Source organism: Streptomyces sp. NPDC008001, from assembly GCF_042958085.1.
GTDB lineage: Bacteria > Actinomycetota > Actinomycetes > Streptomycetales > Streptomycetaceae > Streptomyces.
On sequence record NZ_JBIBIZ010000002.1, the window covers coordinates 510,115 to 525,974 of the forward strand.

Genomic DNA, 15,860 nt, shown 5'->3' on the forward strand with positions numbered 1-15,860 from the left:
GTCCCGCCTCAGTCGTCCACCACGAGCCGGTAGCCCCGCTTGGGGACCGTCCTGATCAGGCCCGCGTGCGCGCCCAGCGCGCTGCGCAGCCGCCCCACTGCCGCCTCCACCGCGTGCTCGTCGGCGCCGGTGCCCGCCCAGGCCCGCTGGAGCAGCTCGTTCCGGCTCAGCACCCGGCCCGGGTGCGCGGCCAGCGCGCGCAGGAGCGCGGCCGGGACCGGCGGCAGCCAGACGGCCTCGCCGCCCGTGAGGAGGGCCGTGCCCTGGAGGACGAGGGGACGGGCGCCGGTGCGCAGGATCCGCCGGTCGCGGGCCGGGAGGGTGTCCGTGAGGGTGCGGACGAGGGCACCGAGGCGGCCGCGGTCCGGCTGCACCGCCGGGACGCCGACGTCCTCCAGCGGCCGGGCGCACAGCGGCCCGACGCAGACCGGCAGGACGTCCTCCCGCAGCGCGGCGAGCACCTCCCCGTACAGCCCGGCCGCCTGCGCGGACTCCAGGAAGAAGACGATGGCCGGGGCGCTGGTGAACGTGAGGGCGTGGACCTCGCGGCGCACGGTCTGCTCGACGAGGCGCCGCACCGCGTCCGGGTCCTCCGGCGGCGTCCACCGGTAGACGGGCACCTCTATGACCTCGGCGCCGCGCTCCCGCAGGGCGGCGGAGAAGCCCTCCAGGGGCGCGCCGTGCTCCTGGACGGCGATGCGGCGGCCGGTGAGGTCGCGGGCGAGGAGCCACGTCAGGAGGGCGTCGGTGGCCTCCGAGCCGGGCGAGTACGCCTCCGCCAGGCCGCTGGCGCGCACCGCGCCGGTCGCCTTGGGCCCGCGGCTGAGGACCTCCGCGCCCCGGCACGCCTCGGCGAGCTCCGCCCCGTGCCCCCAGCCCTCCGCCGCGCTCATCCAGCCCCGCCAGCCGACGCCGGTCGTGGCGACGACGTAGTCGAGCGGCGCGGCGAGGCAGCGCTCGGTGGCGCGGCGCAGCGCCGCGTCGTCGCCGAGCGGGACGATCCGCATCGTGGGCGCCTCGATCACCCGGGCGCCCCTGCGCTCCAGCAGGGCCGTCAGTTCGTCGCGCCGCCGGTCCGCGGTCACCCCGATGACGAAGCCGGTGAGCGGGCCGGGTGCGGGGGCGGTGCCAGTTGCCATGCGCGCATGGTCCGTCGCCCGTGTTTCGGTGTCGTTGCGCACCCGTCACACAGGCGTTAGGGAAGACGTCGCGCACGTTACGGCACGTGTCGTACGCCCGACGCCGCCCGCTCGCTCGTGTGAACGGCATGTACCGCACAAGCAACATCGCCGATGTCGGCGCGTAACGGGACGGCGTGACGCTCAGTGGCATGACGACCCCCGGCACGACCTCCGGTACGGCCGCCGGCCCGGCGACCGGGACGGCCACCGACACCCACTGCCCCTACTGCGCCCTGCAGTGCGGCATGCGGCTGCGCCCGCTCGCCGGCGGCACCGGGCCCGAGCCGGTGGAGGTCCTGGAGCGCCCGGACTTCCCCGTCAACCGCGGTGCGCTGTGCGGCAAGGGGCTGTCGGCCGCGGCGGTCCTGCGCCCCGGGGTCCGGCTCACCCGGCCCCTCGTCCGCGACGCGAAGCACCTGCCCCTGCGGCCCGCCTCCTGGGACGAGGCCCTCGACCTCACAGCCGCGGGCCTCACGGCCGCGCAGCGCCGCCACGGGAAGGACGCCGTCGGGGTCTTCGGCGGGGGCGGGCTGACGAACGAGAAGGCGTACCTCCTGGGCAAGTTCGCGCGGGTCGCGCTCCGCACGCCGCACATCGACTACAACGGCCGCTTCTGCATGTCGTCCGCCGCCGCCGCGCACCGCCGGGCGTTCGGGCTCGACCGCGGCCTGCCGTTCCCGCTGGAGGACGTCGCCCGTACGGACTGCGTGATCCTGGTCGGCGCCAACCCGGCCGAGACGATGCCCCCGGCGCTGCGCTACTTCCGCGAACTGCGCGAGAACGGCGGCCGGCTGATCGTCGTCGACCCGCGCCGCACCCGCACCGCCGACCAGGCCGACCTGCACCTGCAGCCCCTCCCCGGCACCGACCTCGCGCTCGCCCTCGGGCTGCTGCACCTCCTGATAGCCGACGGCCGGCTGGACGAGGACTTCATCGCCCGCCGCACGACGGGCTTCGCGCAGGCGCGGGCCGCCGCGATGGCGCACTGGCCGGAGCGCGTGGAGCGGCTGACGGGCGTGCCGGTGACGCAACTGGCCGCGGCGGCGGCCATGTTCGGGGACGCGCCGCGGGGCATGGTGCTGACCGCGCGCGGACCCGAGCAGCAGAGCAAGGGCACGGACACCGTCAGCGCGTGGATCAACCTGTGCCTGGCGGCCGGCAAGGCCGGGCGCCCCGGTTCGGGCTACGGCTGCCTGACCGGCCAGGGCAACGGCCAGGGCGGCCGCGAGCACGGCCAGAAGGCCGACCAGCTCCCCGGCTACCGCTCGATCACCGACCCCGCGGCCCGCGCCCACGTCGCCGCCGTGTGGGGCGTCGACCCCGCCGACCTGCCCGGGCCGGGCCGCAGCGCCTACGAGCTGCTGGACTCGCTCGGCGGCGGTGAGACCGCGGAGGGCGGTGGCGACGGCGGGGCCCGCGGCGTCCGCGCCCTCCTGCTCATGGGCTCCAACCCGGTCGTCTCCGCCCCCCGCGCCGCCCACGTCGCCGAACGGATCGGCGCCCTGGACTTCCTCGCCGTCGGCGACATCGTCCTCTCCGAGACCGCCCGGCTCGCCGACGTCGTCCTGCCGGTCACCCAGTGGGCGGAGGAGACCGGCACCACCACGAACCTCGAAGGCCGCGTCATCCTGCGCCGCAAGGCCGTCGACGCCCCGGAAGGCGTCCGCAGCGACCTCGCCGTCCTGCACGGGCTCGCCGGCCGGCTCGGCGTGCCGAAGGGCTTCCCCGCCGACCCCGAGGAGGTCTTCGAGGAGCTGCGGCGCGCCTCGGCCGGCGGCCAGGCGGACTATGCGGGCATCAGCTACGACCGCATCCGCGCCGAGGACGGCGTCTTCTGGCCCTGCCCCGCCCCGGACCACCCCGGCACGCCGCGCCTCTTCCTGGACCGCTTCGCGACCCCCGACGGGCGGGCGCGGTTCACCGCCGTGGCGCACCGGCCCGCGGCGGAGGAGCCCGACGGCGACTACCCGCTGTTCCTGACGACCGGCCGCGTCGTCGGCCAGTACCAGAGCGGGGCCCAGACGCGGCGCGTCGACGCGCTCAACAAGGCCGCGCCCGGCCCGTTCGTGGAGCTCCACCCGGTCCTCGCCGGCCGCCTCGGGGTCGCGGAGGGCGAGCTGCTGGCCGTCAGCAGCAGGCGCGGGCGGGCGGTCGCCCCGGCGCGCGTCACCGACACCATCCGGCCGGACACCGTCTTCATGCCCTTCCACTGGGGCGGGGAGGGGCGCGCCAACTCCCTCACGAACCCCGCCCTCGACCCCGTTTCGCGGATGCCCGAGTTCAAGGTGTGCGCGGTGCGGGTGGAGCGGGTGGGGCCGGGGGAGCGCGGGGAGCCGGCCGCGGCCGGCGCGGCGGCGGAGGCCGGGCGGTGACCCGCCGGATCGCCGTGGTCGGCGCCGGGATGGCCGCGGCGCGGTTCGCCGAGCGGTTCCACGCGCTCGGCGGGGACGCGGAGGTGACGCTGTACGGCGCCGAGCCGTGCGACCCGTACAACCGGGCCCTGCTCGCGGACGTCCTCACCGGCCGGTACGCCGCGGACGACCTCGCGCTGCTCAGCGGTGACGCGCGGCTGCGCACCGGCCGCGCGGTGACCGCGATCGACACCGTCGCCCACACCCTGCAGCCGGAGGACGGCACCGAAGTCCCGTACGACGAGCTCGTCCTGGCCACCGGCGCCGAGCCGGTCGTGCCGCAGGGCGCCGGCGGCCCGCCGCGCCGCGGGGTGCACGTGCTGCGGACCGCCGCCGACAGCCGCGCCCTGGCCGAGGAGGCGGCACGGGCCCGCCGGGCGGTGGTCGTCGGCGGCGGAGTGCTCGGGGTGAGCGTCGCCCGCGCGCTGGCCGCGCGAGGCGCCGCCCGCAAGGACGCTCCCGCCCCGTCCGTCACGCTCCTCCACAACGGCCCCCACCTCGTGGAGCGCCACCTCGACGAACAGGCCGGGACGCTGCTGCAGCACCGGCTCGCCGGCCTCGGCGTCACCGTGCGCGCCGGGAGCCGGGTCCGCTCCCTGGCCGGCACGGACCGCGTCACCGCCGTGGAGACGGACGACGGAGAGGCCCTGGACGCCGACCTCGTCGTCCTGGCCTGCGGCGCCGCGCCCCGCACGGCCCTCGCCCGCGCCGCCGGGCTCCCCGTCCGCACCGGCATCGTGGTCGACGACCGCCTCTCCTGCGCCCCCGGCGTGTACGCGATCGGCGACTGCGCCGAGCACCGCGGCCTGACGCACGGCACGGCCGGCGCCGCCTGGGAACAGGCCGACCTGCTGGCCGCCCGGCTCTCCGGCGCCCGCCCGGACGCGCGGTACGCGGGCTCGCGCCCGTACGCCCGGCTGACGGCCGGGCCCCTGGAGTACGCGGCGTTCGGCGAACAGGGCCCCGGCGACGGCCTGGACGTGCTCCGCCTCGCCGACGCCACCCGCGGCTCGTACAAAAAGCTCGTCCTGCGCGGCGACCGGATCGCCGGGGGCATCCTCCTCGGCGACCTGGCGACGGTAGGCCTCCTCACCCGCGCCTACGAACGCGACGAACCCGTGCCCGCCGACCCCTTCCACCTGCTCACCACCCGAGGAGCCTTCTGATGACGCCCGGAAAACGCCTGGTGCTGATCGGCCACGGCATGGTCGGACAGCGCTTCCTGGAAGCCTTCTTCGAACAGTCCCCGGCCGGGCGCACGCCGGGCGGGCAGGCCTCCGAGTGGCAGGTCACCGTCCTCGCCGAGGAGCCGCGCCCCGCCTACGACCGCGTCCACCTCACCTCCTGGTTCTCCGGCACCTCCGCCGACGACCTCTCCCTCTGCCCCGCCGGCTTCATGGAGAAGTACGGCATCGAGCTGCACCTCGGCGACCCCGCCACGGCCGTCGACCGCACCGCGCGCACCGTCACCACCGCCTCCGGCCGCCTGCTCCCCTACGACGCGCTCGTCCTGGCCACCGGCTCGTACCCCTTCGTGCCGCCCGTCCCCGGCCACGACGCCCCCGGCTGCCACGTCTACCGCACCATCGAGGACGTCGAGGCCATCCGTGCGGCGGCCGCCACGGCCGGCGCCGGCGCGGTCGTCGGCGGCGGGCTGCTCGGCCTGGAGGCGGCGGGCGCGCTCAAGGCCATGGGACTCGCCACCCACGTCGTCGAGTTCGCGCCCCGCCTGATGGCGCTCCAGGTGGACGACGGCGGCGGCGCCGTCCTGCGCCGCAGGATCGAGGACCTGGGCGTCACCGTTCACACGGGCGCCGGCGCCCGGCGCGTCGAAACCGGCGAGGACGGCCGCGTCCGGGCCCTCACCCTCTCCGACGACACGCAACTCCCCGCCGAACTCGTGATCTTCGCGGCCGGGGTGCGCCCGCGGGACGAACTTGCCCGCGCCTGCGGCCTGCCCGTCGGCGAGCGCGGCGGCATCGTCGTCGACGAGCACTGCCGCACCGCCGACCCCGCCGTCCTCGCCATCGGCGAGTGCGCGCTCGCCGCCGACGGCCGCGTGTACGGGCTCGTCGCCCCCGGCTACGCCATGGCCGAGACGGCCGCGCGCCACCTCGCGAGCAGCGGCGGCGAGGGGGAGGGCGACGGCGAAGGGACCTTCACGGGCGCCGACACCTCCACCAAGCTCAAGCTCCTCGGCGTCGACGTCGCGAGCTTCGGCGACGCGCATGGCGCCGCCGAGGGCTCCCTCGACGTCACGTACTCCAACAGCCGCGACGGCGTGTACAAGAAGCTGGTGATCGGCGAGGGCGGCACGCTCCTCGGCGGCGTCCTGGTCGGCGACACCGAGGCGTACGACGTCCTGCGCCCCCTCGCCCTCAGCGGCACGCCCCTGTCCGCCCCGCCCGAGCAGCTGGTGCTGCCCGCCTCCGCCGGCGCCCCGGCCGGGCCCGTGACGCTGCCCGACGAGGCGGTCGTGTGCTCGTGCCACCACGTCACCAAGGGCGCCGTCAGGGCGGCCGTGAACGACACCGGCTGCACGACCGTCCCCGAGGTCAAGCAGTGCACCAGGGCAGGCACGGGCTGCGGGAGCTGCGTGAAACTGCTCGGCACCCTCGTGACCGAGGAGCTCGCCGCCGCCGGCGTCGAGACCGCCCGCGGCCTGTGCGAGCACTTCGACCGCACCCGCGCCGAGCTCTACGAGATCGTCCGCGTCAAGGGCATCGACAGCTTCTCGCGCCTCGTGGAGGAACACGGGACCGGCGAGGGCTGCGACGTGTGCAAGCCCGTCGTCGCCTCCATCCTCGCGAGCCTCGGCAACGGCCACATCCTCGATGGCGAACAGGCCGCCCTCCAGGACACCAACGACCACTTCCTGGCCAACCTCCAGCGCAACGGCTCGTACTCCGTCGTCCCGCGCGTCCCCGGCGGCGAGATCACCCCCGACGGCCTCATCGTCATCGGCGAGATCGCCCGCGACTACGGCCTCTACACGAAGATCACCGGCGGGCAGCGCATCGACCTGTTCGGCGCCACCGTCGACCAGCTCCCGGACATCTGGCGGCGCCTGGTCGAAGCCGGCTTCGAATCCGGCCACGCGTACGGCAAGGCCCTGCGCACCGTGAAGTCCTGCGTGGGGGAGACCTGGTGCCGCTACGGCGTCCAGGACTCCGTGGCCCTCGCCGTCGAACTGGAGCTGCGCTACCGCGGCCTGCGCGCCCCGCACAAGCTCAAGTCCGCCGTCTCCGGCTGCGCCCGCGAGTGCGCCGAGGCGCAGAGCAAGGACTTCGGCGTCATCGCCACCTCCGCCGGCTGGAACCTCTACGTCGGCGGCAACGGCGGCATGACGCCGCGCCACGCCGACCTGCTCGCCTCCGACCTCGACCGCGAGACGCTCATCCGCACCATCGACCGCTTCCTGATGTTCTACATCCGCACCGCCGACCGCCTGGAGCGCACCGCCCCCTGGCTCGAACGCCTCGACGGCGGCCTGGACCACCTGCGGGCCGTCGTCATGGACGACTCCCTCGGCATCTGCGCCGACCTGGACGCGCTCATGGAGCGGCACATCGCGACGTACGAGGACGAGTGGGCCGCCACCCTCGCGGACCCTGTGCGGCTGCGCCGCTTCGCCTCCTTCGCCAACGCCCCCGGCACCCCCGACCCGACCATCCGCTTCGTCCCCGAACGGGGACAGATCCGCCCGGCCCTGGTGGCCGGCGCCGAGCTCGAGGTGCGTGCACGATGACCGTGGAGATCCACGACGGTACGGGCTGGCGGCCCGTGTGCGACTGGGAGGCGCTCGTCCCCGGGCGCGGGGTCGCGGTACTGGTCGGCGAGCAGCAGGTGGCCGTCTTCCGCGACCGCGCGGGGGAGGTGTACGCCGTCGGCAACCGCGACCCGTTCAGCGGCGCGTACGTCCTGTCGCGCGGCATCCTCGGCAGCCGCGACGGAGCGCCGGTCGTGGCCTCGCCCATGTACAAGCAGGCGTTCTGCCTGCGGACGGGCACCTGCCTGGACGAGCCGGTGGCGCCGGACGGGAGCGAGGCGTCGGTCCGGGTGTGGCCGGTGCGGCGGGCGGACGGCCCGGCCGCGGTGGCTCCGGCGGCTCCGGCGGCCGCGGAGGGCCCCGCCCCGCCGCCCCGGGCCCGCCCCCGCGACATCGGCGACTGGCGCCCCGAGGACCCCGCCTTCTGGCAGGAGACCGGCGCCCGCGTCGCCCGCCGCAACCTCCTCTTCTCCGTCCTCTCCGAGCACATCGGCTTCTCCGTCTGGAGCCTGTGGTCCGTCCTGGTTCTCTTCCTCGGGCCCGAGTACGGCATCGACCCCGCCGGGAAGTTCCTGCTCACCGCCCTGCCCACGGCCCTCGGGGCGGTGTTGCGGCTGCCGTACACGGTCGCCGTGGCGAAGTTCGGCGGCCGCAACTGGACGGTGATCAGCGCCCTCCTGCTGCTCGTCCCCACCGTCCTGGCCGGCATCGTCCTCGAACCCGGCGTCTCCTACGGGACCCTGCTCGCCGTCGCGTGCGTCGCCGGTGTGGGCGGCGGCAACTTCGCGTCCTCCATGGCCAACATCAACGCCTTCTACCCGCAGCGCCTCAAGGGCTGGGCCCTCGGCGTCAACGCCGGCGGCGGCAACCTCGGCGTCCCCGTCGTCCAGCTCCTCGGCCTGCTGATCCTGGCCACCGCCGGCAGTGCCCACCCGCGCCTGCTGCCGCTGCTCTACATCCCGCTGATCGCCCTCGCGGCCCTCGGCGCCGCGCTGCGCATGGACAACCTGACCGCCCTGCGCAACGACAAGCGCGCTCTGCGCGAGATCTGCCGCGAGCCGCACACATGGGTGATGTCGGTGCTCTACATCGGCACCTTCGGCTCGTTCATCGGCTTCGGCTTCGCCTTCGGGCAGGTGCTGCAGGTGCAGTTCCACGGCGACTTCGGCACCCCGGTCAAGGCCGCTGGCCTCACCTTCCTCGGCCCGCTCCTCGGCTCGCTCGTGCGCCCCGTCGGCGGGCTGCTGGCCGACCGCTGGGGCGGGGCCCGGGTGACCCTGGCGAACTACGGGGCGATGGCGGCGGGCGCGGTGACCGTCCTGATCGCCTCCCGGCAGGACTCGCTGCCGCTGTTCCTCACCGGATTCGTGGCGCTGTTCGTCTTCAGCGGCATCGGAAACGGCTCGACGTACAAGATGATCCCGGCGATCTTCCGCGCCCGGGCCCGGACCGCGGTCGAGGAGCACGGCGCCGACCCCGCCGAGGCCGAGGAGGCCTCCCGGCGCCGCTCGTCGGCCCTGATCGGCATCGCCGGCGCGGTGGGCGCCTTCGGCGGTGTCCTGGTCAACCTCGCCTTCCGCCAGTCCTTCCTCGGCTCGCACAACGGGGACGCGGCGTACCTGGCCTTCCTGGCCACGTACGCCCTGTGCGCGGCCCTGACGTGGGCGGTGTACCTGCGGCCCCGCCCGGGCCGCCCGGCGGGGGTGTAGCCGGTGCCGGTGACGACGCCCGCCCTCGTCCTCGTCGCCCACGGCACCCGGAGCCCCGCCGGGGCCGCCGTCACCGAGGCACTGGCAGGGCGCCTGCGGGCGCTGCGGCCGGAGCTCGTCGTCCGGGCCGGCTACCTCGGCCTGGTGGCGCCCTCCCTGGAGGAGGTCCTGGCCGGGCTGCACGGCCGCGCCGTGCTCGTACCGCTGCTCCTCGGGACCGGCTACCACCTACGGGCCGACGTCCCCGCCGCGGTGGCCGCCGCGGCGGCCCGGCTGCGCTGCCGCACCGCCCCCGCGCTGGGACCGCACCCGCTGCTCGCGGAGGCGCTCGCGGACCGGCTGGCGGAGGCGGGGCGGGACGCGCGGAGCCCGGCGCCCGTCGTCCTCGCCGCGGCCGGCTCCTCCGACCCCGCGGCCCGTACGGACACCGAGCGCATGGCCCGGCTGCTGGCGCTGCGGACGGGAGTGAGGGTCGTGCCGGCATACGTGTCGGGCGACGGGCCGCGCCCCGCGGCGGCCGTCGCGGAGCTGCGGGCCGAGGGGCACGAGGACGTCTCCGTGGCCACGTACCTGACGGCGCCGGGACACTTCAGCGAGTCCGTACGGAGGGGAGTGAGGGATGCGCGGGCGTGGGGTGGGGTCGGGGACGGGGGTGGGGTAGTCGTCTCGGATCCGCTCGGGGCGCATGAGGCCGTTGTGCGGCTGGTCCTGCGGCGGTACGAGCGGGCCGGGGGTGCGGCGGGGTTTTCGGGGCTTACAGGGCTTGCGGGGCTTACGGGGCCTTCGGGGTCTCACGCCCGGTCCGGCAGCGGATCGTGGCGGATGCGCCCGGCAGGCACCCGTTCCGCAGCAAGCCTCGCCACGAGCGGCCCGGCCATGGGGGGCGGGCCGCTCACGTAGACGAGGTGCGTGGACCAGTCGCCGTGCCCCGCGACCACGTCCGCCAGCGCCCCGTACTCGCCCGGTGCCGGGCCCTCGCCGGTCACCTGGGTGACCCGGAGCCACGGGTAGCGGCGGCGCAGTTCGGCGGGCGACTCCGTGTCGTACAGCGCGGAAGGGTGCCGCACCCCGAGGAACAAGTGCACGCTGCGGGGCGCGGTACGGCGGGCGGCCCTGCGCGCGGCGAGTTCCTGCAGCAGCGCCTTGACCGCGGCCCAGCCGGTGTCTCCCGCGACGAGCAGCAGGTCGTCGGCGAGGTTGTCGTCCAGCGTCATCGTCCCGCCGGGCGGCCCCAGTCGCAGGGTGTCCCCGGTCCGCGTGCCCGCCACCAGGGCCTCGCTGACGCCGCCGCGGCCGGTCAGTTTCACGTGGAACTCCAGCTCGCCGTCCGGCCGGGGCGCGCACGCGAGCGAGTACTGCCGCCACGCCTGGGGCAGGAGCGGCGAGGCCACGGAGGCGAACTGCCCGGCCCGGTACGGGTACGGCTCGTGCGGCCGTACGTGCAGGACGGCGAGGTCCGCGCGGCGCAGGTCGTGGCCGGTGACGGTGGCCTGCCAGGCCGGCGGCTCGCCCAGGGCGGCCTCCGCGCCCTCGACCATGGCCGCCACCGCGAACCGCAGCATGCGCACCCACGCCTGCTCCATGCCCTCGCTCCAGCGCGGCCCCGCCGCACGCCGCAGCGCCTCGCACAGCGCCGCCTCGAACGCCCGGTAGTGGGCGGGCCGTACGCCCAGCTTGCGGTGGTCGCGGCCGAGACGGGTGAAGGTGGCCGCGACCTCGCCGGGCTCGTGCAGGTTCTCGATCAGGTACCAGAAGATCGATGCAAGGTGCTTGCGCTGGAACTCCATGGAATCCGGGAAGAGGCGCCGCAGGTAGGGCCAGTGGGCGAACATCGCCTCGTAGAGGTGGGCGATCAAGTCCTCGAAGGGCGTGACGAGTTCGAGGTGCTCGGTGATGACGCGCTGGTCGGCGGCGCCGTCGTACGGTTGCTGCGATGCAGGGGCCGGTGCTCCGGTCCGTAAGGAGCGCGCGGCGCCCTCCGCTCCCTGCTGTCCGGGGGAGAGCAGGCGCCTCCGCAGCCGCATCGCGTCGTGCCGGGCGAGCAGGGAGTGGTACGTGTCGTTGACGGGGTTCACGGGTCGGCAGCTCCTCGCACAGGCTGGGGCGCGCCAGTATGGCAACGGGCCTGCGGGACCACCCGGCCCCGGTCCGCAGGGCCGTTCGGCCCTATCCGGCGGGTACGGGCGCGGTGTGAGCTGGCCCCGGCCGCCGGGCACACTGCCTCGTACGGGCCGGACACACTGCCTCGTACGGGCGCCGGACATACTGCCCCGTATGGACTGGATAGACCGAACAGGCCGAATAGATCGAACGGGCCGAATGGACGGAATGGACAGGTTAACCGCCGAAACGCCGGGCGCCGCCGGGCCGTTGCGCGTGTTCATCCTCGACGACCACGAGGTGGTCCGCCGCGGCGTGCGCGACCTCCTCGAAGCGGAGCCGGACATCGAGGTCGTCGGGGAGGCGGCCACGGGCCGGGAGGCCCTCGCGCGCGTACCGGCGTCCCGCCCGCACGTGGCCGTCCTCGACGTGCGCCTCGGGGAAGCGGCCGCGGAGGGCGGCGACCACGGGGGCATCGGGGTGTGCCGCGAGCTCCGCGCCCGGATGCCGGAGCTGGCGTGCCTGATGCTGACGTCCTTCGACGACGACGAGGCCCTCTTCGACGCCATCATGGCGGGCGCCGCGGGCTACGTCCTCAAGCAGATCAACGGCTCGGAGCTGGTCTCGGCGGTACGGACGGTGGCCACGGGCAGGTCCATGCTCGACCCGCGCACGGCGTCCCGGGTGATGGCCAGGCTGCGGGCGCCGCGGGAGCCGGAGGCCCCCGAGACGTCGGAGCTCGACAGCCTCTCGCCCCGCGAGCGGCAGATCCTCGACCTCATCGGGGAGGGGCTGACGAACCGCCAGATCGCGGACCGGCTCTTCCTCGCGGAGAAGACGGTCAAGAACCGGATCTCGTCCATCCTGGCGAAGCTGGGGGTGGGGAGGCGGGTGCAGGCGGCGGTGATAGCGGGCCGGACGAAGAAGCCGTAGCTGCGACGGGATCCGCTGTGGACGTATGGCAGATCACGCCCCAGTCCGCGAACCCCGCCCCTGACCAGGCACATCCCGGGTCTTCCCGCCGTACTACCGGGAGGTAACGCCCGGCGGGGCGAGTGTGGCCGCAGCCTCCCCGGGAACACGGGGCGAGAGGAGGCTGATCCGATGAAGGCCGTGATCTGTGGAGGTGGCATCGCCGGACTCACCCTCGCCCGGTGTCTCGGTGACCGGGCCTGGGAGGTGGTGGTCCTGGAGAAGGCCCCCGGTCTGCGCACGCAGGGCTACATGATCGACTTCTTCGGCCCGGGCTACGAGGCCGCCGAGGAGCTGGGCCTGCTGCCCCGCCTGCACAAGCTCGGCTACGCGGTGGACGAGCTCCGCTACGTGGACGAGCGCGGGCACCGGACGGCCGGGATGACGTACACGACGCTGAACAAGGCCCTCCACGGCCGGCTGGTCAGCATCATGCGGCCGGACCTGGAACGCGCCCTGTACGAGAGCCTGCCCGGCCGCGTCGACGTACGGTTCGGCAGCACCCTCAAGGCGGTCGCCGGCCACCAGGACGGCGCCTGCGTCACGCTCGACGACGGCACGCGCCTCGAAGCCGACGTCGTCGTGGGGGCGGACGGCGTCCACTCGGCGGTGCGGAGGCTCGCCTTCGGCGAGGACGAGCGGTACGTCCGCCATCTCGGCTTCCACACCGCGGCGTTCGTCTTCGAGGACGCCGAGGTCCACGCCGCCTGCCGCGACAGCTTCGTCCTCACCGACACGACCGACCGGCAGATGGGCTTCTACAGCCTGCGCGACGGCCACGTGGCGGCCTTCGCCGTCCACCGCACGGCCGACCCCGGCCGGCCCGGCGACCCGCGCGAGGCGCTGCGCCGGGAGTACGGCGGACTCGGCTGGGTCGTCCCGCGGGCCCTCCGCGCCTGCCCGCCGGCCGAGGACGTCTACTACGACCAGGTCGCGCAGACCGAGGTGCCGAGCTGGAGCCGGGGATGCGTGACCCTCGTCGGCGACGCCTGCTACGCGGTCTCCCTGCTCGCCGGCCAGGGCGCCTCCCTCGGCGTGGCCGGCGCCCGCCTCCTCGCCGAGCAGCTGTGCGAGGCGCCCTCGGCCGTGACGGCCCTGCGGCGCTACGAGGAACAGTGGCGCCCCGTGGTCACGCAGAAACAACGCGCGGCCCGCAAGGGCGTCCGCTGGTTCCTCCCCCACACCCCGGCCCAACTGCGCGCCCGCCGCCTCGCCTTGCGCGCGGCCCGGCTGCCGGGGGTGGGCCGGTACCTCGCCTCGGCACTGACGGGAAAGCCGCGGGGGTCGTCCGGGTCGTGAGGCGCCTCAGCCGGTGGTGGTGGCCGGGGTGATCCGTCCCGCCAGCCCGTCGAGGACCCGCTCCAGGCCGTAGCGGAACTGCGCGTCGCGCTCCTCGCGCGGGTCCTTGCCGCGCAGTGCGGCGTACTGCTCCCGCAACCGGGGGTGCTCTTGCGCCGCCTCTTCGGCGGCGGGCCACAGGCTCTCCACCCACTCCTGCTCGCTGCGCCCGCTCCGTGCGAGCGTCGTCAGCCACGCGGCCTCGCTCACGGTCATGCCGATGACGTAAGCGCTGAGCGTGGACACGGCGAGGTCGGCCTCGTCCGCGGGCAGGCCGGCCGCGCCGAACATCGCGAGCAGGCCCTCGGACAGCCGCATCACGTTCGGGCCGAGCTGGGTCACTCCCATGCCGCCGAGGACGGTGCCCATCCAGGGGTGCTTGAGGACGGTGGCGCGCAGGCTCAGGGCGCAGCGGGTGGCGGCCTCGCGCCAGTCGGCCGCGGAGGCCTCGCCGCCGCCGGCGCCGGGTACGTCGATCTCGCCGTAGACCTCGTCCACGACCAGCTCGACGATCTCGTCCTTGTTGGCGACGTGCGTGTAGAGGGAGGTGGCGCCGGCGTTCAGCCGGGTGCCGAGCTTCCGCATGCTCAGGGCGTCGAGGCCCTCGGCGTCGAGCAGTTCGAGCGCGGCGGTCACGATCTGCTCCCGGCTCAGCGCGGGTTGCTCGCGCTTGCGGCGCTGGGGGCGGGTCCACACGGACGGGATCGGCTGCTGCTCGTGGGCCGGCATGCGGGCTCCTCTCTTACGGCTTGCGGCTTGCGGCTTGCGGCTTCTGTGGCTCGTGCAGGATAGCGGGCTTCCCGAACGATGTACGCCTTGCCGAACAGTGTGCGGCCACCGTACAGTGTTCGGAGCAGCGCACGCCGTGCGCTCGATGGGGTTCACGTTCGATCGAGTCCAGGGGGAACCATGCAGGAGAACCGCACGCAGCCCGAGCCCGAGCAGCCCACGACCACCGGAGTCCCGGCCTTCGCCCCCGCCTTCGACCCGGCCCACTGGCAGAAGCGCCTCGACGACCTGCGGGCCGCCCACCACGTCCCGGCCGCGTCCCTGGCCGTCCTCACCGCCGACGGACGGATCCACGAGCTGGCCTCCGGCGTACTGCACCGCGGCACGGGCGTGGAGGCGACCACGGACTCGGTCTTCCAGCTCGGATCGATCGCCAAGGTGTACACCGCCACGCTGGTGATGCAGCTGGCGGAGTCCGGCGCGCTGGACCTGGACGCGCCGGTCGCCGACGTCCTGCCGGGCTTCGCGGTCGCCGACCCCGACGCCGGCAAGGTCATCACGCCGCGGCAGCTGCTCAGCCACACCAGCGGCCTCACCTGCGACTTCACCCTGGACACGGGCCGCGGCGACGACTGCCTCGCCAAGTACGTGGAGGCCGCGCAGGACGTGGCCCTCGACTGCCCGCCCGGGACGGCCGTCTCGTACAGCAGCGTCGGCTACAACGTCCTCGGCCGCATCGTCGAGGTGCTCACCGGCCTGACGTGGGACCAGGCGCTGAAGGACCGCCTCCTCACCCCGCTCGGCCTCACGCACACGATGACGCTGCCCGAGGAGGTGCTGAGCTTCCGCGCGGCCATGGGCCACCTCGGCGAGCCGGGCCGCGCCCCGGAACCCGCCCCCGCCTGGGACCTCATGCCGCGCTCGGCCGGCCCGTACGGCCGGGTCTGCGCCACCGCCGGAGACGTCGCCCGCTTCGCCCGCATGCACCTCGACGGCGGTAAGGGCCCGGACGGCACCCGCCTCCTGGCCGCCGGCACCGCTGCCGCCATGCAGCAGCGCGAGATCGACGTCCCGGACAAGTGGACGGTCAGCGCCGACGGCTGGGGCCTGGGCTGGACCCTGTACGACTGGTCCGGCATCCCCGGCTTCGGCCACGACGGCGCCTCGATCGGCCAGTACGGATACCTGCGCGTGGTCCCGGACGCCGGCGTGGCCGTCGTCCTCCTCACCAACGGCGGCGGCGCCCGGCAGCTCTACGCCGCCCTGTTCCGCGAACTCCTCGCCGACCTGGCCGCCGTCCGCATGCCCGCCCCCTTCGCCCCGCCGGCCCGGCCGCCGGCGGTCGACCTCGCCCCGCTCCTCGGCACGTACCGCCGCGAGGGCGTCGTCATCACCGTCTCCGAGCACGAGTCGAAGCCGCACCTGCGCTACGAATTCGTCGACGGCATGAAGGACTTCTCACCCCCGCTGGCCATGGACCTGACCCCGCTGTCCCCCACCGTCTTCGCCGCCTCAGGCGCGGGCCCCTCCTTCAGCGAAGACTGGATGCCGGTCGTCTTCTCCACCCTCGCCAACGGCACCCCCTGCGTATACATCGGAATGCGCGCAGCCCCCATGACCACCCGCTGACAACGCACCCCGCGCGTGTGGG

The 15,860-nt window shown here is 75.0% G+C and carries 11 protein-coding genes and 1 pseudogene; 9 read left to right on the forward strand and 3 right to left on the reverse strand.

Annotation, left to right across the window (positions count from 1 at the left end):
- Positions 1 to 8 precede the first annotated feature (8 nt).
- Positions 9 to 1,139, reverse strand: coding sequence for a uroporphyrinogen-III synthase (locus tag ACFZCD_RS07335; RefSeq protein ID WP_391828803.1), 1,131 nt, complete (start codon positions 1,137 to 1,139; stop codon positions 9 to 11).
- A gap of 191 nt (positions 1,140 to 1,330) precedes the next feature.
- Here ACFZCD_RS07335 and ACFZCD_RS07340 point away from each other — a divergent pair, with 191 nt between their 5' ends.
- From ACFZCD_RS07340 to ACFZCD_RS07365, 6 genes and pseudogenes are all read left to right on the forward strand, one after another.
- A complete protein-coding gene (locus ACFZCD_RS07340; protein ID WP_391828805.1) occupies positions 1,331 to 3,553 on the forward strand; it encodes a molybdopterin oxidoreductase family protein in 2,223 nt (740 codons plus the stop codon).
- Positions 3,550 to 4,758: an NAD(P)/FAD-dependent oxidoreductase gene (locus tag ACFZCD_RS07345; protein WP_391828807.1), complete on the forward strand. Its 1,209-nt coding sequence runs from the start codon at positions 3,550 to 3,552 to the stop codon at positions 4,756 to 4,758. The genes ACFZCD_RS07340 and ACFZCD_RS07345 overlap by 4 nt, the downstream gene beginning before the upstream one ends.
- Positions 4,758 to 7,340, forward strand: coding sequence for a nitrite reductase large subunit NirB (nirB, locus tag ACFZCD_RS07350; protein ID WP_391828809.1), 2,583 nt, complete (start codon positions 4,758 to 4,760; stop codon positions 7,338 to 7,340). The genes ACFZCD_RS07345 and nirB overlap by 1 nt, the downstream gene beginning before the upstream one ends.
- Positions 7,337 to 7,675: pseudogene (nirD, locus tag ACFZCD_RS07355) on the forward strand (nitrite reductase small subunit NirD); the annotation flags it as partial. The gene nirB and the pseudogene nirD, both read left to right, overlap by 4 nt.
- 12 nt (positions 7,676 to 7,687) lie before the next feature.
- Positions 7,688 to 9,070: a nitrate/nitrite transporter gene (locus tag ACFZCD_RS07360; protein WP_391829013.1), complete on the forward strand. Its 1,383-nt coding sequence runs from the start codon at positions 7,688 to 7,690 to the stop codon at positions 9,068 to 9,070.
- A 9-nt stretch (positions 9,071 to 9,079) separates the two neighbouring features.
- Complete coding sequence (locus ACFZCD_RS07365; protein ID WP_391828811.1) at positions 9,080 to 9,970, forward strand: sirohydrochlorin chelatase; 891 nt, start codon at positions 9,080 to 9,082, stop codon at positions 9,968 to 9,970.
- Here the strand turns inward: ACFZCD_RS07365 and ACFZCD_RS07370 are convergent.
- A complete protein-coding gene (locus ACFZCD_RS07370) occupies positions 9,862 to 11,145 on the reverse strand; it encodes a globin domain-containing protein (RefSeq protein ID WP_391828813.1) in 1,284 nt (427 codons plus the stop codon). The two genes, ACFZCD_RS07365 and ACFZCD_RS07370, sit on opposite strands and share 109 nt — an antisense overlap.
- Positions 11,146 to 11,398: 253 nt before the next feature.
- Between ACFZCD_RS07370 and ACFZCD_RS07375 the strand changes: the two genes are divergently transcribed.
- The gene (locus ACFZCD_RS07375; RefSeq protein ID WP_391828814.1) at positions 11,399 to 12,103 is read left to right on the forward strand and encodes a response regulator; all 705 of its coding nucleotides are present in this window, start codon (positions 11,399 to 11,401) and stop codon (positions 12,101 to 12,103) included.
- Between the two features lie 171 nt (positions 12,104 to 12,274).
- Positions 12,275 to 13,441, forward strand: coding sequence for an FAD-dependent oxidoreductase (locus tag ACFZCD_RS07380; RefSeq protein WP_391828815.1), 1,167 nt, complete (start codon positions 12,275 to 12,277; stop codon positions 13,439 to 13,441).
- A 6-nt stretch (positions 13,442 to 13,447) separates the two neighbouring features.
- Here the strand turns inward: ACFZCD_RS07380 and ACFZCD_RS07385 are convergent, their stop codons facing one another.
- Complete coding sequence (locus ACFZCD_RS07385) at positions 13,448 to 14,209, reverse strand: TetR/AcrR family transcriptional regulator (protein WP_391828816.1); 762 nt, start codon at positions 14,207 to 14,209, stop codon at positions 13,448 to 13,450.
- 180 nt (positions 14,210 to 14,389) lie between these two features.
- Here ACFZCD_RS07385 and ACFZCD_RS07390 point away from each other — a divergent pair, with 180 nt between their 5' ends.
- The gene (locus ACFZCD_RS07390; protein WP_391828817.1) at positions 14,390 to 15,838 is read left to right on the forward strand and encodes a serine hydrolase domain-containing protein; all 1,449 of its coding nucleotides are present in this window, start codon (positions 14,390 to 14,392) and stop codon (positions 15,836 to 15,838) included.
- Positions 15,839 to 15,860 lie beyond the last annotated feature (22 nt).

What these genes read in the sequence shown, in the direction of transcription:
- ACFZCD_RS07340 (WP_391828805.1), top strand. Translation starts at nt 1,331, where the DNA reads ATGACGACCCCCGGCACGACCTCCGGTACGGCCGCCGGCCCGGCGACC.
- ACFZCD_RS07335 (WP_391828803.1), bottom strand. Translation starts at nt 1,139, where the DNA reads ATGGCAACTGGCACCGCCCCCGCACCCGGCCCGCTCACCGGCTTCGTC.
- ACFZCD_RS07390 (WP_391828817.1), top strand. Translation starts at nt 14,390, where the DNA reads ATGCAGGAGAACCGCACGCAGCCCGAGCCCGAGCAGCCCACGACCACC.
- nirB (WP_391828809.1), top strand. Translation starts at nt 4,758, where the DNA reads ATGACGCCCGGAAAACGCCTGGTGCTGATCGGCCACGGCATGGTCGGA.
- ACFZCD_RS07385 (WP_391828816.1), bottom strand. Translation starts at nt 14,209, where the DNA reads ATGCCGGCCCACGAGCAGCAGCCGATCCCGTCCGTGTGGACCCGCCCC.
- ACFZCD_RS07380 (WP_391828815.1), top strand. Translation starts at nt 12,275, where the DNA reads ATGAAGGCCGTGATCTGTGGAGGTGGCATCGCCGGACTCACCCTCGCC.
- ACFZCD_RS07375 (WP_391828814.1), top strand. Translation starts at nt 11,399, where the DNA reads ATGGACAGGTTAACCGCCGAAACGCCGGGCGCCGCCGGGCCGTTGCGC.